General features: G+C 66.0%; 22 protein-coding genes and 1 tRNA gene. All 23 read right to left on the reverse strand.

All coding sequences use genetic code 11. From position 1 onward, the window contains the following. Window positions 1-249 (reverse strand): GTP-binding protein (locus CK240_RS15710; RefSeq protein WP_240517500.1); only part of this gene is annotated, 249 nt, incomplete at its 3' end. Window positions 250-307: 58 nt separating this feature from the next. Next, complete coding sequence (fusA, locus tag CK240_RS15715; protein ID WP_095641278.1) at window positions 308-2,431, reverse strand: elongation factor G; 2,124 nt, start codon at window positions 2,429-2,431, stop codon at window positions 308-310. Between the two features lie 12 nt (window positions 2,432-2,443). Then, window positions 2,444-2,914 (reverse strand): 30S ribosomal protein S7, encoded by a 471-nt coding sequence (gene rpsG, locus CK240_RS15720; protein ID WP_095641279.1) that lies wholly within the window; start codon window positions 2,912-2,914, stop codon window positions 2,444-2,446. An 11-nt stretch (window positions 2,915-2,925) separates the two neighbouring features. Then, window positions 2,926-3,297 carry a 30S ribosomal protein S12 gene (rpsL, locus tag CK240_RS15725; protein WP_036707536.1) on the reverse strand — a complete coding sequence of 124 codons (372 nt, stop codon included), beginning with the start codon at window positions 3,295-3,297 and terminating at the stop codon, window positions 2,926-2,928. Window positions 3,298-3,543: 246 nt separating this feature from the next. Further along, complete coding sequence (locus tag CK240_RS15730) at window positions 3,544-4,392, reverse strand: glycosyltransferase (protein ID WP_095641280.1); 849 nt, start codon at window positions 4,390-4,392, stop codon at window positions 3,544-3,546. Further along, window positions 4,392-5,336, reverse strand: a complete 945-nt coding sequence (locus tag CK240_RS15735) for a DMT family transporter (protein ID WP_095641281.1) — start codon at window positions 5,334-5,336, stop codon at window positions 4,392-4,394. The genes CK240_RS15730 and CK240_RS15735 overlap by 1 nt, the downstream gene beginning before the upstream one ends. A 350-nt stretch (window positions 5,337-5,686) precedes the next feature. Next, window positions 5,687-9,910 (reverse strand): DNA-directed RNA polymerase subunit beta', encoded by a 4,224-nt coding sequence (rpoC, locus tag CK240_RS15740; RefSeq protein WP_095641282.1) that lies wholly within the window; start codon window positions 9,908-9,910, stop codon window positions 5,687-5,689. Window positions 9,911-9,919: 9 nt separating this feature from the next. Then, window positions 9,920-10,108: a hypothetical protein gene (locus CK240_RS15745; RefSeq protein WP_095641283.1), complete on the reverse strand. Its 189-nt coding sequence runs from the start codon at window positions 10,106-10,108 to the stop codon at window positions 9,920-9,922. Window positions 10,109-10,126: 18 nt separating this feature from the next. Then, entirely contained in the window at window positions 10,127-14,281 is a 4,155-nt protein-coding gene (gene rpoB, locus CK240_RS15750) for a DNA-directed RNA polymerase subunit beta (protein WP_095641284.1), read from the reverse strand. Window positions 14,282-14,527: 246 nt separating this feature from the next. Next, window positions 14,528-14,905 carry a 50S ribosomal protein L7/L12 gene (gene rplL, locus CK240_RS15755; RefSeq protein WP_090757357.1) on the reverse strand — a complete coding sequence of 126 codons (378 nt, stop codon included), beginning with the start codon at window positions 14,903-14,905 and terminating at the stop codon, window positions 14,528-14,530. 70 nt (window positions 14,906-14,975) lie between these two features. Next, entirely contained in the window at window positions 14,976-15,491 is a 516-nt protein-coding gene (gene rplJ, locus CK240_RS15760; protein ID WP_095641285.1) for a 50S ribosomal protein L10, read from the reverse strand. A gap of 330 nt (window positions 15,492-15,821) precedes the next feature. After that, complete coding sequence (gene rplA, locus CK240_RS15765) at window positions 15,822-16,520, reverse strand: 50S ribosomal protein L1 (protein ID WP_095641286.1); 699 nt, start codon at window positions 16,518-16,520, stop codon at window positions 15,822-15,824. Window positions 16,521-16,525: 5 nt separating this feature from the next. Beyond that, on the reverse strand, window positions 16,526-16,978 hold the full coding sequence (gene rplK, locus CK240_RS15770) for a 50S ribosomal protein L11 (RefSeq protein ID WP_095641287.1): 453 nt from the start codon (window positions 16,976-16,978) through the stop codon (window positions 16,526-16,528). 103 nt (window positions 16,979-17,081) lie between these two features. Then, window positions 17,082-17,621, reverse strand: a complete 540-nt coding sequence (nusG, locus tag CK240_RS15775; protein ID WP_095641288.1) for a transcription termination/antitermination protein NusG — start codon at window positions 17,619-17,621, stop codon at window positions 17,082-17,084. 148 nt (window positions 17,622-17,769) lie between these two features. Beyond that, the gene (secE, locus tag CK240_RS15780) at window positions 17,770-17,961 is read right to left on the reverse strand and encodes a preprotein translocase subunit SecE (RefSeq protein WP_095641289.1); all 192 of its coding nucleotides are present in this window, start codon (window positions 17,959-17,961) and stop codon (window positions 17,770-17,772) included. A 68-nt stretch (window positions 17,962-18,029) separates the two neighbouring features. Then, window positions 18,030-18,374, reverse strand: coding sequence for a hypothetical protein (locus CK240_RS19015; RefSeq protein ID WP_205957875.1), 345 nt, complete (start codon window positions 18,372-18,374; stop codon window positions 18,030-18,032). After that, window positions 18,260-18,802 (reverse strand): sulfite exporter TauE/SafE family protein, encoded by a 543-nt coding sequence (locus tag CK240_RS19020; RefSeq protein WP_205957876.1) that lies wholly within the window; start codon window positions 18,800-18,802, stop codon window positions 18,260-18,262. Before CK240_RS19020 ends, CK240_RS19015 begins: the two co-directional genes overlap by 115 nt. A 72-nt stretch (window positions 18,803-18,874) precedes the next feature. Beyond that, complete coding sequence (locus tag CK240_RS15790) at window positions 18,875-19,753, reverse strand: hypothetical protein (protein ID WP_095641290.1); 879 nt, start codon at window positions 19,751-19,753, stop codon at window positions 18,875-18,877. Between the two features lie 25 nt (window positions 19,754-19,778). Beyond that, a tRNA-Trp gene (locus CK240_RS15795) sits at window positions 19,779-19,854 on the reverse strand. Between the two features lie 54 nt (window positions 19,855-19,908). Next, window positions 19,909-21,783 (reverse strand): ABC transporter ATP-binding protein, encoded by a 1,875-nt coding sequence (locus CK240_RS15800; RefSeq protein ID WP_095641291.1) that lies wholly within the window; start codon window positions 21,781-21,783, stop codon window positions 19,909-19,911. 71 nt (window positions 21,784-21,854) lie between these two features. Continuing rightward, window positions 21,855-22,031, reverse strand: a complete 177-nt coding sequence (locus CK240_RS19295) for a hypothetical protein (protein ID WP_240517501.1) — start codon at window positions 22,029-22,031, stop codon at window positions 21,855-21,857. Between the two features lie 456 nt (window positions 22,032-22,487). Next, window positions 22,488-23,081, reverse strand: a complete 594-nt coding sequence (locus tag CK240_RS15810; RefSeq protein WP_135058863.1) for a response regulator — start codon at window positions 23,079-23,081, stop codon at window positions 22,488-22,490. Window positions 23,082-23,351: 270 nt separating this feature from the next. Next, a partial coding sequence (locus tag CK240_RS15815; RefSeq protein WP_476704013.1) for an EF-Tu C-terminal domain-related protein occupies window positions 23,352-23,619 on the reverse strand: 268 nt, incomplete at its 5' end.

Consider the following 23,619-nt stretch of genomic DNA (forward strand, 5'->3'; position numbering starts at 1 on the left):
GTAGTCGGCGTGGCCGGGGCAGTCGACATGCGCGTAGTGGCGCGACGCCGATTCGTATTCCACATGCGCCGTCGAGATCGTGATCCCGCGCGCCCGCTCTTCCGGCGCACCGTCGATCTGGTCGTAGGCCTTGAACTCGCCAAAGTACTTCGTGATCGCCGCCGTCAGCGTCGTCTTGCCGTGGTCAACGTGACCGATCGTCCCGATGTTGACGTGCGGTTTCGTCCGTTCGAATTTTGCCTTTGCCATCGCAAAGCTCCTTGAATGTCAGGTGAAGGCGGGCGGGGCATTCACCCCGCCCGGCGCATCAGGCGTATTTCTTCTGGATCTCGTCCGAGATGTTCTGCGGCACGGCCTCGTAATGGTCGAACTGCATCGTGAACACCGCGCGGCCCGAGGACATCGAGCGCAGGTTGTTGATGTAGCCGAACATGTTGGCCAGCGGCACCATCGCGTCGATGACGTTGGCGTTGCCGCGCGAGTCCTGCCCGCGCACCATGCCGCGACGGCTGGTCAGGTCGCCGATGATCGAACCCGTGTATTCCTCGGGCGTCACCACCTCGACCTTCATGATCGGCTCCAGCAGCTTGGCGCCGGCCTTGCGCAGGCCCTCGCGCATCGCCGCACGGGACGCGATCTCGAAGGCCAGGACCGACGAGTCGACGTCGTGGAACGCACCGTCGATCAGCGCGACCTTGAAGTCGATGACCGGGAAGCCCGCGAGCGGACCCGAATCCATGACCGACTTGATGCCCTTCTCGACGCCCGGAACGTATTCCTTCGGCACCGCGCCACCCACGATCTTCGACTCGAACGAGTAGCCCTCGCCCGGCTCGGTCGGGTTGATCTGCAGCTTGACGCGGGCGAACTGGCCCGTACCGCCGGTCTGCTTCTTGTGGGTGTAGTCGATCTCCGCCGGCTGCGAGATGGTCTCGCGGTAGGCCACCTGCGGGGCACCGATGTTCGCCTCGACCTTGAACTCGCGCTTCATGCGGTCGACCAGGATATCGAGGTGAAGTTCGCCCATGCCCTTCATGATCGTCTGGCCCGACTCGAGGTCGGTTTCGACGCGGAAGGACGGGTCCTCGGCCGAAAGGCGCTGAAGGGCCAGGCCCATCTTTTCCTGGTCGGCCTTCGACTTCGGCTCGACGGCGATCTCGATGACCGGCTCGGGGAAGGTCATGGTTTCCAGAACCACCGGCTTGTTCGGGTCGCACAGCGTGTCGCCCGTGGTGGTGTCCTTCAGACCCGCCAGAGCGATGATGTCACCGGCGAACGCCTCTTCGATCTCCTCGCGGTTGATCGCGTGCATCATCATCATCCGGCCGACGCGCTCGCGCTTGCCCTTGGTCGAGTTCAGCATCTGGTCGCCCTTCTTGAGGGTGCCCGAATAGATGCGCGTGAAGGTCAGCGAGCCGACGAAGGGGTCGTTCATGATCTTGAACGCCAGCGCCGAGAACGGCTCCGCGTCATCGGCCTTGCGGACGATGTTGCGCTCTTCCGACTCGTCGTCGGGCGAGAAGCCCATCAGGTCCGGCACGTCGGTCGGCGCCGGCAGGTAGTCGATCACCGCGTTCAGCAGCGGCTGCACGCCCTTGTTCTTGAAGGACGAACCGGCCGTCACCGGGAAGAACGACAGCGACAGGGTGCCTTGCCGGATCAGCCGGCGCAGCGTGGCCTCGTCGGGCTCGTTGCCTTCCAGATAGGCTTCCATCGCCTCGTCGTCCTGTTCGACGGCGAGTTCGATCATCTTGCCGCGCCATTCCTCGGCGACGTCCTGCAGTTCCGCACGGATCGGCTGACGGACCCAGCTCGCGCCGAGGTCTTCGCCCTTGTAGACCCACTCTTCCATCTTGATCAGGTCGACGATGCCTTCCAGCTTGTCCTCGGCGCCGATCGGCAGGGCGATCGGGCAGGGGGTGCCGCCGGTGCGTTCCTTGATCATGCGGACGCAGTTGAAGAAGTCGGCGCCGATCTTGTCCATCTTGTTGACGAACACGATCCGCGGAACCTTGTAGCGGTCGGCCTGGCGCCAGACGGTTTCCGTCTGGGGCTCGACGCCCGCGTTGGCGTCCAAAAGGCAGATCGCGCCGTCCAGAACCGCCAGCGAACGCTCGACCTCGATGGTGAAGTCCACGTGGCCGGGGGTGTCGATGATGTTGAAGCGGTACTTGGTCTCGGCAGTGCCTTCGGTGGTCGGATCTTCCTGACGCTGCCAGAACGTGGTGGTCGCGGCGGACGTGATGGTGATGCCGCGCTCCTGTTCCTGCTCCATCCAGTCCATCGTCGCGGCGCCGTCATGCACCTCGCCGATCTTGTGGGACTTGCCGGTGTAGTAGAGGATCCGCTCGGTGGTCGTGGTCTTGCCGGCATCGATGTGGGCCATGATGCCGAAGTTGCGGTAGTGGTCGAGGGGGTAAACGCGCGGCATGATGCTCGGTCCTTACCAGCGATAGTGGCTGAACGCCTTGTTGGCGTCGGCCATCTTGTGGGTGTCTTCGCGCTTCTTCACCGCGGTGCCGCGGTTGTTCACCGCGTCGGCCAGCTCGCCGGCGAGCCGCTCTTCCATGGTGTTCTCGTTGCGCTTCTTGGCGGCGTCGATCAGCCAGCGGATGGCCAGCGCCTCGCGGCGGATCGGACGGACCTCGACGGGGACCTGGTAGGTGGCACCACCGACGCGACGCGAGCGCACTTCGACCGAAGGCTTCACGTTGTCCATGGCTTCGTGGAAGACCTCGATCGGCTCGCGCTTGAGGCGGCCCTGAACGCGATCAAGCGCGTTGTAGACGATCTTCTCGGCGACGGACTTCTTGCCGTCCACCATCAGGTTGTTCATGAATTTGGTCAGCACGCGATCGCCATACTTGGCGTCGGGCAGGACTTCGCGCTTCTCAGCGGCGTGACGACGGGACATGGCTCAGAACCTCACTTCGGACGCTTGGCGCCGTATTTCGAACGACGCTGACGACGATCTTTGACGCCCTGAGTATCCAGGACACCGCGCAGGATGTGGTAACGGACACCGGGAAGGTCCTTCACCCGGCCGCCGCGGATCAGCACGACGCTGTGTTCCTGCAGGTTGTGCTTTTCACCGGGGATGTAGCTGATGACCTCGAAGCCATTGGTCAGGCGCACCTTGGCGACCTTCCGCATGGCCGAGTTCGGCTTCTTCGGCGTGGTGGTGTAGACGCGCGTGCAGACGCCGCGCTTCTGAGGGTTCCCCTGAAGGTGCTGCGACTTGGATCGCTGCACCTTGGGCTGCCGCGGATTGCGGATCAGCTGTTGGATCGTCGGCATTCGGTTCCCCGTCTTGCTTTGCGATACTCGCGCCCGGGCTTGGCGCGCCACTTCTCGACAGCCTTTCGCGCCCATCGCGAAACGCCAAACCCATCCGAACCCGGTTTCGGGCTGGATGGGAAGATTTCCAGAGGATCAAGGCGCGGGCCCGGATCGTGACCGTTCAGGTTCTGGGGTTCCCGTCCGCTTTCGCGCCGGGTGCCGGGCGTATATGAGGATTCGCCCGCAGATGTCAACAAGCGGGGCTCAGCGCCCCCATCTGGGCCGGTCCGCGCCCGGCAGCGCGGCGGCCCGCGCGGCGAGGTCCAGCGCCGCCAGATCCACGCCGAAGCGCCGCGCGACCAGCGGGCCGAGGTTCCCCAGCGGGTCCTCCCAGGGAAAGTTCGGCCCCAGCGCGCCCGAGTCGTTGTCGTGATGGACCGCGCGCAGGAACATCGGCCGGTCGCTGACCGCCATGCCGTTCATGTAGCTGCCGATCTTCCAGTGCTCGAAGTCAATGCAGGTTTCCCGCGCGTCCGTGCGCTGCCAGACGACCAGCGCCACGCCTGTCGCATGCACATGGCGCGGCAGCGCCTCGATCCCCGTCTCGGTGGCCTTCAGGATCACGCCCCTCGTGTAGTCGCACCAGGCCCGCCCGTCGCGTCGCAGCATCGGCATCAGCAGGCGCAGGTCGCGCCGGGCGCGCGCCACGAAGTCGAAAGCCACGGCATCGTCGTCGTCCTGCTTGAACTGCCCGACCCAGTCGGCCGAGGGGTCCAGGTGCGGATGGATCGCGCGGGCGCAGGCGGCGCGGTGATGCTCCATCGGTGGGATCAGTTCCAGCCGGATCTGGGGATGGGCGGCAGCGAGGTCGCGCAACCGGCCGAGCCAAGGCTGCGGCAGGTCGGGGCCGGTCATGAGGACAAGGGTGAAGTCGGGGTCCGTCTGCCGGGTCAGGGCGGGCAGCGTCACCGCCTCGAACCAGTTCCAGCGCCGGGCCAGCCGGGCGGGGTCGTAAAGAAAGGCGCGGCGTTGCTCGATCGAACGATGCTCGACCTGGAAGCCCCGCCCGCCAAGGTAGGAAAAGCGGCAAAGGCCCAGAAGCTGGGCGCGCATCAGGCCCGGCCTTCGCGCAGGCGCCCTTCGCGCCAGATGGAATAAAGCCCCGCGCCCACGACAAGCGCGGCGCCGATCCAGGTCCAGCCCGCGGGCCAGACGCCGAAGATCGCGAGGTCCAGCAGGAAGGCGAAGATCAGCGAGGTGTAGCGGAAGGGCGAGACGAAGCCCACCTCGCCCACCCGCATCACGGCGACGGCGGTCAGGTAGCCGATCGCCAGAAAGGCAGTCGACACGGAAAGGCCCAGCAGTTCGGAGGCGGTCGGCCAGTGCCAGTCGCCCAGCCCCCCCACCAGCGGCGCGGCCAGCATGACCGACAGCGCCGCATAGAATGCGATGGTGCTGGAGCGGATCGCGGGAGTGAAGCTGCGGCTGGCGAGGTCGCGCACGACGATCAGCAGGACCGAGGCCAGCGCCAGCACCGCCGCCGCATCGAAGGCCCCCGTTCCGGGCCGCAGGATCAGCAGCACGCCCAGAAAGCCCACGCCAACGGCCGAGAGCCTGCGCCAGCCCAGCCTTTCGCGGAAGACCAGCGCCGCGGCCAGCATGACCGCCAGCGGCAGCGCCTGCATGATCGCCGAAAGCTCTCCGATCGACATGAACTGCAGCGCAAGCAGGTAGAGCAGCGTCGAGGACACCTCGGCCACCGTCCGCAGCGCCAGCATCAGCCGGTCGCGCGGGGCGGCAGGCCACCAGACCACGCCGCCGTCCCGCTGCGCGATGGTCCACAGAAGGACGGTGACGACAAGCCCGCGCAGGGCGATCGCCTCGGAGAGGGGCAGCGTTTGCGTCACCATCTTGATGGCGGTGTCGTTGACCACGAAGGAGGCCATGGACAGGACCATGATCCCCGCCGCCAGCATGTTGTCGCCATGCCGAGTCCGCGGACGCCGCTCGGACACGGGCCGGACGCGCCGGTTCACCGACAGAAGGGGGGTGCGCATGGACAGACCAGGGGATGACGACCTTTCCGCACCTATCCTTCCCGCGCGCTGTTGGGAAGGGTGGCGGGACGCGACGCCACAACCTGTTGCAGAGCGCAGGTTTCGTGGCCCGGCCGCAACCGGGGGCTGGCCCCCGGACCCCCAGGATATTTGAACAAAGAAGAAAGAGGCTGGTGCGACCCTGCACGGCTGGCCTGGGCGGCAGGCCATTCGGGTCGGCGCCCTGGTGCAGGCAGGTGGCGAGCCGGCCCGGAAGCGGTGCGGCCATTCCTTGCCGCCGCCATGGGCGGGCGGGAACAGGAAAGGGCCCGGCAGTCGCCTGCCGGGCCCTGGTTGTCATTCGAAACCGATCATTCCTCGGGCGAGGTGATGACGGTGTCGATCTCGACCTCGCGCGGCTCGGGCGCGGCCAGGGCGGCAGCCGCCTCGGCCTCGGCGCGGCGCGCCTCGATAACCTCGGCGTCGCGGTCCTCGGCGATGCGCTTGATCCGCGCGGTGGCCCCGCCGGTGCCGGCGGGGATCAGCCGGCCGACGATGACGTTCTCCTTCAGGCCCACCAGCTTGTCGCGCTTGCCCTGGACAGCCGCCTCGGTCAGCACCCGGGTCGTTTCCTGGAAGGACGCGGCCGAGATGAAGGACCGGGTCTGCAGGCTTGCCTTGGTGATGCCCAGCAGCACGGGTTCGCCCTGCGCCGGACGGCCGCCGCGCGCCTCGATCTTGGCGTTCTCCTCGTCGAACTCGTCGCGGTCCACGTGCTCGCCCTTCAGCAGCGTGGTGTCGCCCGAGTCGAGGATCTCGATTTTCTGCAGCATCTGGCGAACGATCACCTCGATGTGCTTGTCGTTGATCTTCACGCCCTGCAGCCGGTAGACGTCCTGCACCTCGTCGATGAGATAGTCGGCCAGCGCCTCGATCCCCATGATCCGCAGGATGTCGTGCGGAGCCGGGTTCCCGTCCATGATGTAGTCACCCTTCTGCACGAAGTCGCCTTCCTGCACCGGGATGTGCTTGCCTTTCGGCACCATGTATTCGACGGGCTCGAGCCCTTCCTGGGACGGCTGAACGATGATCCGGCGCTTGTTCTTGTAGTCCTTGCCGAATTTCACCGTGCCGTCGATCTCGGCGATGATCGCGTGGTCCTTGGGACGGCGCGCCTCGAACAGTTCGGCCACGCGGGGCAGACCCCCGGTGATGTCCTTGGTGCGCGCACCCTCGCGCGGGATCCGCGCGATGACGTCGCCCGCCTTGACCTCCTGGCCGTCCTCGATCGACAGGATCGCGTCCACCGACATCGGATAGCTGACCGGGTTGCCCTGATCGTTGCGGACCGGCTCGCCGTCCTCGCCCATGATGATGATCTCGGGCTTGAGGTCGTTGCCTTTCGGCGCCGACCGCCAGTCCGTCACGATCTTCTGGGTCATGCCGGTGGCCTCGTCGGTGTCCTCGCGGACCGACAGGCCCGAGAGAAGATCGACGAAGCGCGCGGTCCCGCCCTGCTCGGCGATGATCGGCAGGGTGTAGGGGTCCCATTCGAACAGCTTCTGGCCGCGCGTCACCGCGTCGCCGTCCCGCACCATCAGCTTCGAGCCGTAGAACAGCTTGTGGCTGGCCAGCGCGGTGTCCTGGTCGTTCATGACGTGCAGCTGCATCGAGCGGCTCATGACGATCAGCTCGCCATTCGCGTTCTCCAGCACGGCCTCGTTCTCGAAGCGGACGGTGCCTTCCTGGTTCGCCGCGATGAAGGACTGCTGACCGCCCTGCGCGATGCCGCCGATGTGGAAGGTCCGCATCGTCAGCTGCGTGCCGGGCTCGCCGATCGACTGCGCGGCGATGATGCCCACCGCCTCGCCGATGTTGACCAGCGTGCCGCGCGCCAGATCGCGACCGTAGCACAGCGCGCAGACGCCGTCCTCGGCCTCGCAGGTCAGCGCCGAGCGGATGCGGACGTTCTGCACGCCCGACGCCTCGATGGCGTCGGCCTTGCGCTCGTCGATCAGCTCGTTGCGGCGGACCAGCACGTCTTCCGTGCCCGGCACCAGCAGGTCCTCGGCCGCGACGCGGCCCAGGATGCGCTCGCTGAGCGGCGAGATGACCTCGCCGTCGTTGACCGCGGCCGAGGCCGTGATCGCGCGCTCGGTGCCGCAGTCATGCTCGCGGATGATGCAGTCCTGCGCCACGTCCACCAGGCGGCGGGTCAGGTAGCCCGAGTTCGCCGTCTTCAGCGCGGTGTCCGACAGGCCCTTCCGGGCGCCGTGGGTCGAGTTGAAGTACTCAAGAACGGTCAGGCCTTCCTTGAAGTTCGAGATGATCGGCGTCTCGATGATCTCGCCCGAAGGCTTGGCCATCAGGCCGCGCATGCCTCCCAGCTGCTTCATCTGGGAAACCGAGCCCCGGGCGCCCGAGTGGGCCATCATGTAGACCGAGTTCGGCTCCATCTCGGCGCCGTTCTCGTCCTGGTGCTTGGCCGAGATGGTGGACATCATGGCCTCGGTCACGCGGTCGTTGCACTTCGACCAGGCGTCCACGACCTTGTTGTACTTCTCGCCCTGGGTGATCAGGCCGTCGAGATACTGCTGCTCGAACTCCTTCACCTGCTCCTGGACCTCGCCGACGATGTCCCACTTGGAGTCCGGGACCACCATGTCGTCCTTGCCGAAGGAGATGCCGGCGCGGAAGGCCTCGCGGAAGCCCATGCCCATGATCTGGTCGCAGAAGATCACCGATTCCTTCTGGCCGCAGTAGCGGTAGACGGTGTCGATGACGTTCTGGACGTCCTTCTTGCGCAGCAGGCGGTTCACCAGCTCGAACGGAGCCTTGGCGTTCTTGGGCAGCAGCGCGCCGAGGCGGATCCGGCCGGGCGTCGTTTCGAAACGCTTGATGACCTCGTTGCCGTCCTCGTCGATCTGCGGCAGGCGGCAGGTGATCTTGGCATGCAGATGCACCGCGCCGGCGGCCAGCGCGTGTTCCACTTCCTCGACCGAGCCGAAGGCCATGCCCTCACCCACCATGCCGTCACGCTGCATGGTGGTGTAGTAAAGGCCAAGCACCATGTCCTGCGACGGCACGATGATCGGCGCGCCGTTGGCGGGCGACAGCACGTTGTTCGTGGACATCATCAGGACGCGCGCTTCCAGCTGGGCTTCCAGCGAAAGGGGCACGTGCACGGCCATCTGGTCGCCGTCGAAGTCGGCGTTGAAGGCCGAGCAGACCAGCGGGTGCAGCTGGATCGCCTTGCCTTCGATCAGGATCGGCTCGAAGGCCTGGATGCCCAAGCGGTGCAGCGTCGGCGCGCGGTTCAGCAGCACCGGGTGCTCGCGGATCACCTCGTCCAGAATGTCCCAGACCTCGGGGCGTTCCTTTTCGACCAGCTTCTTCGACTGCTTGACGGTCGTCGAATAGCCCTGTGCCTGCAGCTTGGAATAGATGAAGGGCTTGAACAGCTCGAGCGCCATCTTCTTCGGCAGCCCGCACTGGTGCAGCTTGAGCTCCGGGCCCGTCACGATGACCGAGCGGCCCGAGAAGTCCACGCGCTTGCCCAGCAGGTTCTGGCGGAAGCGCCCCTGCTTGCCCTTCAGCATGTCCGATAGCGACTTCAGCGGGCGCTTGTTGTTGCCCGTGATGACGCGGCCGCGGCGGCCGTTGTCGAACAGCGCGTCCACGGATTCCTGCAGCATCCGCTTTTCGTTGCGGACGATGATGTCGGGCGCGCGCAGCTCGATCAGCCGCTTGAGGCGGTTGTTGCGGTTGATGACCCGGCGGTACAGGTCGTTCAGGTCCGAGGTCGCGAAGCGGCCGCCGTCCAGCGGAACCAGCGGACGCAGTTCCGGCGGGATGACCGGGATCACGGTCATAACCATCCACTCGGGCCGGTTGCCCGACTCGAGGAACGACTCGACGATCTTCAGCCGCTTGATGATCTTCTTGGGCTTCAGCTCGCCGGTGGCTTCCTTCAACTCGTCGCGCAACTGGTCGGCCGTGGCCTGCAGGTCGATCGCGGCCAGCATCTCGCGGATCGCTTCCGCGCCGATGTTGGCGGTGAAGGCGTCCACGCCGTACTGGTCCTGCGCGTCCATGAACTCTTCCTCGGTCAGCAGCTGACCGTAGGACAGGTCCGTCAGACCCGGCTCGATGACGACGTAGTTTTCAAAGTAGAGGATGCGTTCCAGGTCGCGCAGCGTCATGTCCAGCATCAGGCCGATCCGGCTGGGGAGCGACTTGAGGAACCAGATATGGGCGACCGGGGCGGCCAGCTCGATATGGCCCATGCGTTCGCGGCGCACCTTCTGCAGCGTGACTTCCACGCCGCATTTCTCGCAGACGAGGCCGCGATACTTCATGCGCTTGTACTTGCCGCACAGGCACTCGTAGTCCTTGATCGGCCCGAAGATGCGGGCGCAGAACAGACCGTCACGTTCGGGCTTGAACGTGCGGTAGTTGATGGTTTCGGGCTTCTTCACCTCGCCGAAGGACCAGGCGAGGATCTCCTCGGGCGAGGCCAGCGAGATGCGGATCTCGTCGAACTGCCGCGCCGGGGCGATCGGGTTGAAGGGATTGGTGGAGAGTTCCTGGTTCATTGCGTGTTCCTATAAGGGGCGGACGGCAAGGAGGATGGTGTCAACGCCGAGGGCCAGCAGTCCGACACCCCAGATCAGGGTCTTCGGACGCCAGATGTAGAAGAAGGGACGGTCACTGGTGACCCGGAACGCTTCCCGAAGGTAAAGCAGCCCCGCAACCACCAGCACAGGCGCGCTCCAGAGGGGCAGCCCAACCATCCCTTCCTCCCTTCGCGCTTATTCCTCTCCCTCCGCATCCAGGAGTTCCATGTTGAGGCCCAGACCCCGGACCTCCTTGACCAGCACGTTGAACGATTCCGGCACGCCGGCCTCGAAGTTGTCCTCGCCCTTGACGATCGACTCGTAGACCTTGGTCCGGCCCGCCACGTCGTCCGACTTCACCGTCAGCATCTCCTGCAGGGTGTAGGCGGCGCCGTAGGCTTCCAGGGCCCAGACCTCCATCTCGCCAAGACGCTGACCGCCGAACTGGGCCTTGCCTCCCAGCGGCTGCTGGGTGACCAGGCTGTAGGGACCGGTCGAACGCGCGTGCATCTTGTCGTCGACAAGGTGATGCAGCTTCAGGACATACTTGACGCCCACGGTCACGGGACGCGCGAACTGCTCGCCCGTGCGGCCGTCGAAGACGACCGACTGGCCCGAGGTGTCGAAGCCCGCGCGGCGCAGCGCATCGTTGACGTCCGCTTCCTTGGCGCCGTCGAAGACGGGGGTCGCCACCGGAACGCCGCCCTTCACCTGCTCGGCACGCTCGATCAGGTCGTCGTCGCCCATGTCGCCGAACTCGGCCTCATAGGTGTCCTCGCCGTAACCGATGCGCATCGCCTCGCGGACGGGGGTCATGTCGCCGTTGCGCCGGTAATCCTGCAGCGCCTCGTCGATCCTGAGCCCCAGGCCGCGTGCGGCCCAGCCCATGTGGGTTTCGAGGATCTGGCCGACGTTCATGCGCGACGGCACGCCCAGCGGGTTCAGCACCAGGTCGACGGGGGTGCCGTCCGCGAGGAACGGCATGTCCTCCATCGGGACCACCTTGGACACGACGCCCTTGTTGCCGTGACGACCGGCCATCTTGTCGCCTGCCTGAAGCTTGCGCTTCACGGCGACGAACACCTTGACCATCTTCATCACGCCGGGGGGCAGGTCGTCGCCCTGACGGACCTTCTCGACCTTGTCCTCGAAGCGGTTTTCCAGCGCCTTCTTCTGGACGTTGAACTGGTCCTGCAGCGCCTCGACCTCGCGGGCGGTGTCCTCGTCGGCGACCGCCAGCTGGAACCACTGGCCGCGCGAAAGCTGCCCCAGCAGGTCCTCGGTGATCTCCGAGTTGGCCTTGACGCCCTTGGGCCCCTTCACCGCGGTCTGGCCGAGGATCAGCGAACGCAGGCGCGCGTAGATGTTGCGCTCGAGGATCGCCATCTCGTCGTCACGGTCACGGGCCAGACGCTCGACTTCCTCGCGCTCGATCTGCAGCGCGCGCTCGTCCTTGTCCACGCCGTGGCGGTTGAAGACCCGCACCTCGACGATGGTGCCATAGGCACCCGGCGGCAGGCGCAGCGAGGTGTCCCGCACGTCCGACGCCTTTTCGCCGAAGATGGCGCGCAGCAGCTTTTCTTCCGGCGTCATCGGGCTTTCGCCCTTGGGCGTAATCTTGCCCACGAGGATGTCGCCCGGACCCACTTCCGCGCCGATATAGACGATGCCCGCCTCGTCGAGGTTGCGCAGGGCTTCCTCGCCGACGTTGGGGATGTCGCGGGTGATCTCTTCCGGGCCCAGCTTGGTGTCGCGCGCCGCCACTTCGTATTCGTCGATGTGGATCGAGGTGAACACGTCGTCGCGGTGGATCCGCTCGGAAATCAGGATCGAGTCTTCGTAGTTGTAGCCGTTCCACGGCATGAAGGCGACGATCACGTTCCGGCCGATGGCCAGTTCGCCCTGGTCGGTCGAGGGACCGTCCGCGATCACCTGGTTCTTCATCACCCGGTCGCCCACCTTGACCAGCGGACGCTGGTTGATGGTCGAGGACTGGTTCGAGCGCTTGAACTTGCGCAGGCGATAGATGTCCACGCCCGCGTCACCCGCGCCCAGGTCCTCGGTCGCCCGGACGACGATCCGGCTGGCGTCCACTTGGTCGATCACGCCACCCCGGCGCGCCATGATGGCGGCACCCGAGTCACGCGCGACGGTGGCTTCCATGCCGGTGCCGACGAAAGGCGCCTCGGCCCGCAGCAGCGGCACGGCCTGGCGCTGCATGTTCGAGCCCATCAGCGCGCGGTTGGCGTCGTCGTTTTCGAGGAAGGGGATCAGGGCCGCCGCGACCGACACCAGCTGCTTGGGCGAGACGTCGATCAGATCGACTGCCTCGGACGGGTTCAGCATGAAGTCGCCCGCCTGGCGGGTCGAAACCAGCTCCTGGACGAACTTGCCGTCCTCATCCAGCTCGGCGTTCGCCTGGGCGACGGTGTGACGCATCTCCTCGGTGGCCGACATGTAGACCACGTCGTCGGTCACCTTGCCCTCGACCACCTTGCGGTAGGGAGTCTCGATGAAGCCGTACTTGTTCACGCGGGCATAGGTCGCGAGGCTGTTGATCAGGCCGATGTTCTGGCCTTCCGGCGTCTCGATCGGGCACATCCGGCCGTAATGGGTCGGGTGAACGTCGCGCACCTCGAAGCCCGCCCGTTCACGCGTCAGACCGCCCGGCCCCAGAGCCGAAAGACGACGCTTGTGCGTCACCTCGGACAAGGGGTTGGTCTGGTCCATGAATTGCGACAGCTGCGAGGAGCCGAAGAACTCGCGCACGGCGGCAGCGGCGGGCTTGGCGTTGATCAGGTCCTGCGGCATGACGGTGTCGATCTCGACACCCGACATTCGCTCGCGGATCGCACGCTCCATCCGCAGCAGGCCGATGCGGTACTGGTTCTCCATCAGCTCGCCGACGGAACGCACCCGGCGGTTGCCGAGGTGGTCGATGTCGTCGATCTCGCCCTTGCCGTCGCGCAGTTCCACCAGCCCGCGGATGCAGGCCACGATGTCTTCATGGCGCAGCGTGCGCTGGGTGTCGGGCGCGTCCAGGTCCAGGCGCATGTTCATCTTGACCCGGCCCACGGCGGACAGGTCATAACGCTCGGAATCGAAGAACAGGCTGTTGAACAGCGCGCTCGCCGCCTCGACGGTCGGCGGCTCGCCCGGACGCATCACGCGATAGATGTCCATCAGCGCGCCGTCGCGGTTCATGTTCTTGTCGGCTGCCATCGTGTTGCGGATGTAGGGGCCGACGTTGACATGGTCGATGTCCAGCACCGGGATCTCGGTGATCCCGTTGTCCAGCAGCACCTTGAGCACGCCACCGGTCAGTTCGGTGCCGTCCTTGCTGTATTCGGCGGTGATCTCGTCACCCGCCTCGGCGTAGATCAGGCCGGTGTCCTCGTTGATGATGTCGCGCGCGACGAAGCGGCCGACGATCCGTTCGAAGGGAACCAGCAGGTTCGTGACCTCGCCCGACTCGATCAGCTTCTTGACCAGGCGCGGCGTCACCTTGTCGCCGGCCTTGGTGATGACCTCGCCGGTGTCGGCGTTCACCAGGTCGAAGGTCGGGCGGGTGCCGCGCATGCGTTCGGGGAAGAAGCGCGTGACCCAGGCGCCGGCCGTCCCGCGCGAGGCCTTCTGCAGCTTGTAGTCCACGGTGTCGTAGAACGCGGACATGATCGCGTCCTGGTCCATCCCCAGCGCATAAAGCAGCGTCGTCACCGGCAGCTTCCGGCGGCGGTCGATGCGCGCGAAGACCAGGTCCTTGGCGTCGAACTCGAAGTCCAGCCACGAGCCGCGGTAGGGAATGATCCGGCAGGCGAACAGCAGCTTGCCCGAGGAATGGGTCTTGCCGCGGTCATGGTCGAAGAACACGCCCGGGGAGCGGTGCATCTGGCTCACGACCACGCGCTCGGTCCCGTTCACGATAAACGTGCCGTTCTGGGTCATGAGCGGCATGTCGCCCATGTAGACGTCCTGCTCCTTGATGTCCTTCACCGCGCGGGTGCCCGAGTTCTCGTCGACATCGAACACGATCAGGCGCAGCGTGACCTTGAGCGGCGCGGCATAGGTCATGTCGCGCCGCTGGCATTCGTCCACGTCGTATTTCGGCCTCTCGAGTTCGTATTTCACGAATTCGAGCGTGGCGGTCTCGTTGAAGTCCTTGATCGGGAAGACCGACTGGAAGACACCCTGGATGCCTTCGCCGTCCTTGTGGCCCTCGCCCTCACCCGAGTTGAGGAACAGGTCGTAGGAAGCCTTCTGAACCTCGATGAGGTTCGGCATCTCCAGAACTTCGCGGATGTTGCCGTAATAGCGCCTGATGCGCTTCTGGCCGACGTAGGATTGCGCCATGTAGGTAATCGCCTTTCGTCATCGCGCGCCGGCTCGTCGGGGCCCGGGCCGGCGGCTTGCGAACAACAGGGGTGCGGCTCCATTCGTGCCGCGCGTCCCACCGCGCAGCTCCCGAACCGCAAACTCGCCCTGAAGGATGTCCGTCCCATCTATGGGTCCGCCAGGCATCCTTCAAGACGTGTTCGGCAGGGACCAGGAAACCCCGGACCCTGCCCTTTTCTTCCATTCCGCGCGCGAGCGCGAGGATTACTTCAGCTCGACCTTGGCGCCAGCCGCTTCGAGCTTCTTCTTCATTTCCTCGGCGTCGGCCTTGGCCGCGCCCTCCTTGACCTTGCCGCCGGCTTCGACCAGGTCCTTGGCTTCCTTCAGGCCCAGGCCCGTGATCGCGCGCACTTCCTTGATCACGTTGATCTTGTTGGCGCCGGCGTCGGTCAGGACGACGTCGAACTCGGTCTTTTCTTCCTCGGCGGGGGCAGCAGCGCCACCGGCCGGGCCGGCCATCATGACCGCGCCACCGGCGGCGGGCTCGATGCCGTATTCGTCCTTCAGGATCGTCTTCAGTTCCTGGGCCTGCAGCAGGGTCAGGTTGACGATCTGCTCGGCGAGTTGTTTCAGGTCAGCCATTTTTCCGTTCTTTCCACTCAGGTTGTTCCAACGTCGGGGGCTTCATGCCGCCGGACGGGACGGGATTGCCTCAGGCAGCCTCACGCTCTTCGAGCGTGGACAGGATGCCCGCGATGTTGCTGGCAGGCGCGCCGATCGCACCGGCGATGTTCGAGGCCGGGGCACCGATGCAGGCCACGATCGAAGCGATGAGCTCCTCGCGCGACGGCATCTGGGCCACGGATTTCACACCGGCCGGATCCAGAGCGTTCTCGCCCATGGCCCCGCCAAGGATGACGAACTTGTCGTTCGTCTTGGCATAGGCGTCCGCGACCTTGGCCGCAGCCACGGGGTCCTCGGAGAAGGCGAGCACGGTCATGCCCGTCAGGTAATCGGCGATCGAAGCCGCCGGCTTCCCTTCCAGGGCGATCTTGGCGAGCCTGTTCTTGGCAACGCGGACAGCACCCCCGGCTTCGCGCATCTGCGCGCGCAGGGCCTGCATCTCGGCAACCGTCATCCCCTCGTAGCGGGCAACCACCACGACGCCAGAGCTTTCAAAGATCTGGCCGAGTTCCTCGACCACCTGTTCTTTTTGGGCTCTATCCACGGTTCACTCCACGTTGGGGGTTTCCCCCCGGCTCACTTGTCCCTGCCACGCTGGGCGGCAGGGGCGGGTCCTTGGGCGATGGACCCGAGAGCGCCCCAAAGGTGGACCCTTTGCGGAAAAATCTCGACTTCCATCTCGGGAAGGACTTAGCGGCGCCGCCGCGCCGGCCCTCCGTCTCGGACAGGAACAGGGCAGCCGCGAATCGCGCCTGCACCTGAAGCGCTGTTGTTAACGCGCGCCTCGTGCGAAAACAAGAACCATGCAGGTCCTTGGACACGAAAACGCCCCGGCAACTCGACCGGGGCGCTCTCAAGACACCAGATAGCCTGCTCAGCCCTGCGTGGCCGAGGTCAGGTCCAGCGACACGCCCGGACCCATGGTCGAGCTGATCGAGACCTTCTTCACATAGGTGCCCTTGGCGCCCGACGGCTTCGCCCGGTTCACCGCGTCCACGAAGGCGCGGATGTTCTGCGCGAGCTTCTCGGAGTCGAACGAGGCCTTGCCGACGCCGGCATGGACCACGCCTGCCTTCTCGGCCTTGAACTGGACCTCGCCGCCCTTGGCGTTGCCGACGGCGCCGGCCACGTCCATGGTCACCGTGCCGACCTTGGGGTTCGGCATCAGGTTGCGCGGGCCCAGGATCTTGCCCAGACGGCCGACCAGCGGCATCATGTCCGGGGTGGCGATGCAGCGGTCGAAGTCGATCTTGCCACCCTGGATGGCTTCCATCAGGTCCTCGGCGCCGACGATGTCGGCACCCGCGGCCTTCGCTTCCTCGGCTTTCGGGCCACGGGCGAAGACCGCCACGCGGACGTCCTTGCCGGTGCCGTTCGGCAGCGTCACGACGCCGCGGACCATCTGGTCGGCGTGGCGCGGATCGACGCCCAGGTTCATCGCGATCTCGACCGTTTCGTCGAACTTGGCGGTGGCGTTGGCCTTGACCAGCGCGACGGCCTCTTCCACGGCCAGGTTCGCCTTGCCATCAAAGGCGGCGCGGGCGGCGGCTTTCTTCTTTGCCATCTTTGCCATGGTGATCAGCCCTTCACTTCGATGCCGATGGACCGGGCCGAGCCGAGGACGATCTGCATCGCCGCTTCGACGTCATTGGCCGACAGGTCCTTCATCTTCAGTTCGGCGATCTCGCGCACCTGCTTGGCGGTCACGGTGCCGGCGGTCGCACGGCCGGGCTTTTCCGAGCCCTTGGCGCGGTTGCGCTTGCCCTGCGGCTTCAGGCCGGCGGCCTTCTTCAGCAGGAAGGACGCGGGCGGAGTCTTCGTCTCGAAGGTGAAGGACTTGTCCGCGTAATAGGTGATCACGGTCGGAACCGGCGAGCCGGCTTCCATTTCCTGCGTGCGCGCGTTGAACGCCTTGCAGAATTCCATGATGTTGATGCCGCGCTGACCCAGCGCGGGACCGATGGGCGGGGACGGGTTCGCCTGCCCCGCCTTGACTTGCAGCTTGAGGCTGCCGACGACTTTCTTGGCCATGGGGCCCTCTCCTTGTCATCACGCCCCCACCCGGAATTGGGCACGGGGCCGACTTAGCGGTCCGGCGCGGCGCCCGGTCGGGGCCGCGCCTCCCGCGCACAGATCACGAGGTCTTGGAAACCTGCGTGAATTCCAGTTCGACCGGCGTCGGCCGGCCGAAGATCGAGACGGTGACCTTGATGCGGTTCGACACGTCGTCGACCTCTTCCACCATGCCCGAGAAGCCCTCGAAGGGGCCGTCGGTCACGTTCACCTTCTCGCCGACCTCGAAGCGGATCAGGTTGCGCGGCGCAACCTCGACCCCGCCCTGCCCCGAGCGGTTCAGCATCGCATTCACCTCGTCGTCGCGCATGGGCATGGGCTTGCCATGGGCGCCGAGGAACCCGGTGACGCGGTTGATCGAGTTCACCAGGTGATAGGTCTTGTCCGACAGGTCCATGTGGACCAGCACATAGCCGGGCATGAAGCGCCGTTCCGACGTGACCTTCTTGCCGCGCCGGATCTCGATCACTTCCTCGGTGGGGACCACCACGTCGTCGATCTCGTCCTCAAGGCCCTTCTCGGCCACGGCCTGGCGGATCGCCTCGGCCACCTTCTTCTCGAAGTTGGACAGGACGCTGACCGAATACCACCGCTTTGCCATCGACTGCTCGTCCCCTGCTTCAACTCTGCGGCCGCGCGGGCCGGCTTGGGCCCGAAAACTGAAACGGCGCGCATACCGAATCGATGCACGCCGGTCGCCGGGCAGGTCGGCCGGACATATCCGCCCGGGCCACAGATTGCAAGCGCGGTCAGCCGACCGCGGTCAGGACCGTCGTCACCCCCCAGCGGATCAGCAGGTCCACCAGGAAGAAGAACATGCTGAACAGGGCGGCCATGACGAAGACCATGATCGTCGTGGTGACGACCTCGCGCCGGGTCGGCCAGACGATCTTGGCGGCTTCGGCGCGGACCTGGCTGATGAACTGGGCGGGGTTGGTCATGGGCGTCCCTTGCGTTGCAGCGGCCCAGATAAGCCTCCGGCCCCGCGATGGCAAGGCCGCAGGCCGCGTCACAGAAGCCGCAGGGTCTGATAGCCCGCCAGCGCGCAGATCAGCAGGCCCACCATCACCATCAGGATGCGGTGCGGGACCAGCTTGACCATATAGCCCGCCAGCGGTGCGGCCGCGACCCCGCCGACGATCAGGCCCAGGACCGCGGCGCCGTGGCCGGCCAGGTCCTCGACGGCGCCCCAGTGGCCGCTGAGGATCGCGGCCAGGAAGGTCGCGGAAATGGCAGAGGTCAGGAAGAACTCGGCCGCGTTGACAGTCCCGATGACCTGCCGCGGCGCCCCGCCCGAGCCCAGGAGCCCGGTCGAGACGGTCGGCCCCCAGCCTCCGCCGCCCGCGGCGTCCATGAACCCGCCGACCAGCCCCATGCCCCCGCGAAGCTCCGCGAATGCTCGTGGTAGCGGCCCGGCTGCCGCCAGGCGCGGTAAAGGATGTAAAGCCCCATCACGCCCAGGTAGGCCGCCATCACCGGACGCATGAACGAGGCGTCCACCGAGGTCAGGACATAGGTACCCAGGACGCCCCCGATCACGCCCGCGGGCATCAGCGCCCAGAACAGCCGCCAGTTCACGTTGCCATGCGCGATGTGGCTCGAGGCGCTGGCCCCGGTGGTGAAGACCTCGGCCGCGTGGACACTGGCCGAGGCGAGGGCCGGCGCCACCCCGAAGCTGAGCAGGACCGAGGAGGAGACCACGCCGTAGGCCATCCCCAGCGCGCCATCCACGAGCTGCGCGAAGAATCCGACAAAGGTGAAGAGAAGGAAACTTTCGTTCACGCCCATGCTCCCGTGCGACTCGGTGGCGAGGCTAGCATGCGCGTGGTGCGGGAACAGCGGCGGGCGCGGGGCTCAGGGTCGCAGAAGCGTCGTGCGCTCCAACGCCCCCAGCCGCTCGAGATCGGCCGCATAGGCGTCGCGGCAGCGGGATGCGGTGTCGGGGTCCACCAGGTCCGGCGCGGGGGCATCCGGGCCGCGCGGGTGGCGCGCCTTGGCCTCGCGCGCGAGCCGCGCCAGGTCGGCGCCGGGCCGGGCAGCAGCCTGTTCCAGCACCTCGGCATAAGCGGGCTGCGACAGGCCCACGATCGCCGGGGGCGGGTTGTCCGCCGCGGCGGCCAGGGTTGCGGGCAGCATCCGCCTCAGGATCTGGGGACGGACGGCGCGGTAATCCTCGTAGGCCCAGACGACCAGGTGCGCCACGCCGCGCACCGACAGCAGGCGCTCGGCCAGATGCGTCCAGGACAGCCGGGCCGGGTCGAAATCATCCAGGTAGTCGGCCAGCAGCAGCTCGTGCCCGCCCGTGACCTGCATGGCGAAGGCCGAGGTCAGGAAGGCGCAGGGCTCGCGCACCGCCATGAAAATCGTGGCGGGTCGGTGCCGCAGCATCCCGGTCAGCCGCCCCACCCGCGCCCGTGCCTGCGGGTAGACGACATGGTCCCGGCCCATCAGCCCGTCGCGCCGCAGACTGCCCAGGATGTTTTCTTCGGAAATCATGACCTCGGGCCAAGTGGCGCAGGTCACGTCCAGCCGCCTGCGCAACCGCCCGCGCAGGCGGGCCGCGTCCGGCCCATCCGCCAGCGCCGCGCCCAGCCGGGTCACGCCGCCGCGCCAGTGCTGGACGTCTGAATAATGGATGCCGGACGCCAGCATCCGCGGGATCAGCCCGCGCAGCGTCTGTTGCAGATGAGTCGAGGCGGTCTTGTGCGCCCCCAGATGGATCGTCAGCGACATGGCGCGGCGTCCTGGACGGGCGGTCTGGCAGGGGCAGGGGGACTCGAACCCACGACCCTCGGTTTTGGAGACCGATGCTCTACCAACTGAGCTATACCCCTAGGCCGTGCGCCCGATTACGGCAGGATCGGCGCTGGCGCAAGGCGAAACTGCGCTCATGCCGGAAGCGGCTCGGGCGCGGGCTCGGGCGCAGCCGACAGGAAGCCGCCCGACTGCCGCGCCCAGAGCCGGGCGTAAAGCCCGCTCGCCGCCAGCAGCTCGGCATGGGTGCCCTGTTCGACGATGCGGCCCTGGTCCATGACCACCAGCCGGTCCATCGCGGCGATGGTGGACAGCCGGTGCGCGATGGCGATCACCGTCTTGCCGGCCATCAGCCGTTCCAGTTGCGCCTGGATCGCGGCCTCGACCTCGCTGTCGAGCGCGCTTGTCGCCTCGTCCAGCACCAGGATCGGCGCGTCCTTCAGCGCGACGCGCGCAATCGCGATGCGCTGGCGCTGGCCGCCCGACAGCTTGACGCCCCGCTCGCCCGCATGGGCGTCAAGGCCCCGCCGTCCTTCGTTGTCGGCCAGGCGCGGGATGAACTCGGCGGCCTCGGCGAGCCTTGTCGCGGCCTCGATCTGCGCGGCCGTCGCGTCGGGCCGACCATAGGCGATGTTGTCGCGGACCGAGCGGTGCAGCAGGCTCGAATCCTGCGTGACCACCCCGATGGCAGCCCGGAGGCTGTCCTGCGTGACCTTCGAGATGTCCTGCCCGTCGATCAGGATGCGTCCCGACTCGACGTCGTGGAAACGCAGCAGCAGGTTGATCAGCGTCGATTTCCCCGCACCCGAGCGGCCGACGAGGCCGATCCGTTCGCCCGGCCGGATGTCCAGCGTCAGGCCGTCCAGAACGGCAAGCGGCCGTTCCGAAGGGTCCGCGTCATAGCGGAAGGTCACGTCCTCGAAGCGGACGGCGCCCTTCGTCACGACCAGGGGCCGGGCGCCCGGCGCATCCACAACCATGCGCGGCAGGGACAGGCTGCCGATGCCGTCCCGCACGGTGCCGATGTTCTCGAACAGGGCGGCGAATTCCCACATGATCCAGTGGCTCATGGTGTTGAGCCGCATCGCCAGCGGCACCGCCACGGCGACCGCGCCGACCGGGACCGTGCCGTTCGTCCAGAGCCACAGCCCCAGTGCCGCCGAGGACCCCACCAGCGCCGCGTTCAGCAGGTTCAGCGTGATGTCCTGGGCGGCCGCCAGCCGCATCTGCCGATGGACGGTGCCAAGGAAGCCGTCCATCGATTCGCGGGCGAAGGCCTCCTCGCGCGCGGAATGGCTGAACAGCTTGACCGTGGCGATGTTGGTATAGGCATCGACGATACGGCCCGTCATCTCGGCCCGCGCGCCCGCCTGCGCCTCGGCCGCGCGGCCCAGGCGGGGGATCAGCACCCACAGCAGCACCCCGTAGCCCAGGCCCCAGGCCGCGAAGGGCAGCGCGAGCCGCCAGTCCTGCGAGGCCGCCAGAGCCAGCGCCCCCAGGAAGTAGACGGCGACATAGACGGCCACGTCCATGACCTTCATCGCCACCTCGCGCACGGCCAGCGCCGTCTGCATCAGCTTGGTGGCGATCCGGCCCGCGAACTCGTCCTGGAAATAGCCGAGCGACTGGCGCAGCAGATAGCGATGCGCCTGCCAGCGGATGCGCTGGGGAAAGTTCCCCAGAAGGGTCTGGTGCATCACCAGCGCGCTGAGGATGTTCAGCGCCGGCAGCACCGCCAGCAGCAGGACCGCCATCCAGACGGCCCTTTCTCCTTCCAGCACCCAGAACTCGGCGGGCGACGTGTCGGCCAGCCGGTTCACCAGGTCGCCCAGATAGCCGAACAGCACCACCTCTCCGATGGCGATCAGCGCCGAGGTCGCCGCCAGCAGCACGAGCCAGGGCAGCGCCCCGCGCGAGTAATGCAGCACGAAGCGCACCAGTCCGCGCGGCGGCATTCTGGGCGGGTCCTGCGGATAAGGATCGAGGCGCCGCTCGAACCAGCTGAACATGGGCCGTCCTCATTCCTTCTCGCGGCGCAGGCCCAAGCCTTTCGGGGGCGGCCCGGTTCCTTCCGACCGCGTCAGTCCCGCGCCAAGCCGCGCGCGATGGCGGCCATGCGGTCCGGCGACAGTTGCGGCGGGACCGAGAAGCCCGCGAGCCGTTCGCCCAGATCGGCCTGCGAGGTCACGCCATGGACCTCGTGCATCGCCACGACATGGGCATGGGCGTGCGGGACATGGATGCGGGTGAAGAACATGGCCACCCGCTCGACCCACAGAGCCTTTCATCCGCCGGGCGAGCATTTGGCTGCACTCCATGAGACGGGCAGCGAGAGGGCCGGAATGTCCTCGAACCAGACGTGATGTGGCTTGGAAATGACCAAAGTATGGCTGGCTGGATCGATGGAGGTCGGGGAGGGCCATAATCTCGTCGCATTCATGGACGACATGGGCGGAAGGTCCCGCCGGACGACGCGATAGAACAGGCAGCCGTGGGTCGTTGAGCCTCAGGCTACAGATGGATGATGTACAGAAACTGTCGCGAAATCGGCATGGTTGTTGGCGTCTTGAATGGACATTACTCGTTCGCAGATCCGTGTCCGACGGGCGGCACCATGCGCTTACGCCAGACCTCATGGCAGGAGAGCCAAACGCTCTCGGCACGCATTTTCCATCACCAGCCAAAATGCAATACAGCCGGAACGACAGACTCGCTATAGGGACGAATGCATTAGCTCGGAAGTCGTTATATCTTCTTCCGAGCGCTGTCCAAATTTTCTTTCGATGAACTTCCAAACATCAACCATCGAACTTGTCACCTCATCGGCTCCAACTTCAAGCAACCTGTCTCGATGCTCGATCCCACGTCGCCCCGCAAACACTAGGACTGGCGCAGTGAAGCCTCTTGCGCGCAACTTCTCGATAAGTTCCAGTCCGGCAAAAGGCCGTTCTTCTCCCGCTTCATTTCGTCCCAGATCAGTGATCACCAAGCCAAAGGGCTCTTCGGCGACGGCCCTCAAGCCACCGCTGGTGGTTATCTCCTTTCGCACCCGAAAACCTTCGCGCTCCAGCTTTTCGATGTCGAAGGCATTATTGCTAGGATAATCATCGACCCAAAGGATGCTTTTCAAGGCCTGATAGTCCGCCGGCGCTCTAGCATCATCGTACGACGGCCGCTCTCTAGGTGCAGCGGCAGCCCTCAAGCTCTCTAGACAAGCCACTCTCTCCTGCAAAGCTGCTAGATCTTCTCCGGATTTTCGCGCGGCCTCGGACACGCTTATCTCCATGCCTGCGACCTTCATGGTCAAGCTTTCGCGCTTTAGCAAAGCCACAAGCACTCACCTGAAAGACAATACGATTGTTAGAACTACAACCGGCCAAGCAAGCTGAACAATGGCCAACCAGAAGTCGGGGTTAGTCAGCAGATTTCCCATGTTGCTCTGTGGACAATAAGGACTTCGAAAACAGATAGATGTTAGCACGACAAAAAGTGCGTTGATAGCCACTATGCAAAAAGCCCGCCCCTTTGGGGGGCGGGCGTGTCGCGATATCGGGTGGGAGCTTTCGCTCCCGTCCGATCACTCGATGATCTTGGAAACGACGCCGGCGCCGACGGTGCGGCCGCCTTCGCGGATGGCGAAGCGCAGCTTTTCTTCCATCGCGATTGGCGCGATCAGCTCGACCTCGAACTTCAGGTTGTCGCCCGGCATCACCATCTCGGTGCCCTCGGGCAGCTTGACGGTCCCGGTCACGTCCGTGGTGCGGAAGTAGAACTGCGGGCGGTAGTTCGCGAAGAACGGCGTGTGGCGGCCGCCTTCCTCCTTGGTCAGGATGTAGGCCTCGGCC

This window comes from Paracoccus salipaludis (genome assembly GCF_002287065.1).
GTDB classification, from domain to species: Bacteria; Pseudomonadota; Alphaproteobacteria; order Rhodobacterales; family Rhodobacteraceae; genus Paracoccus; species Paracoccus salipaludis.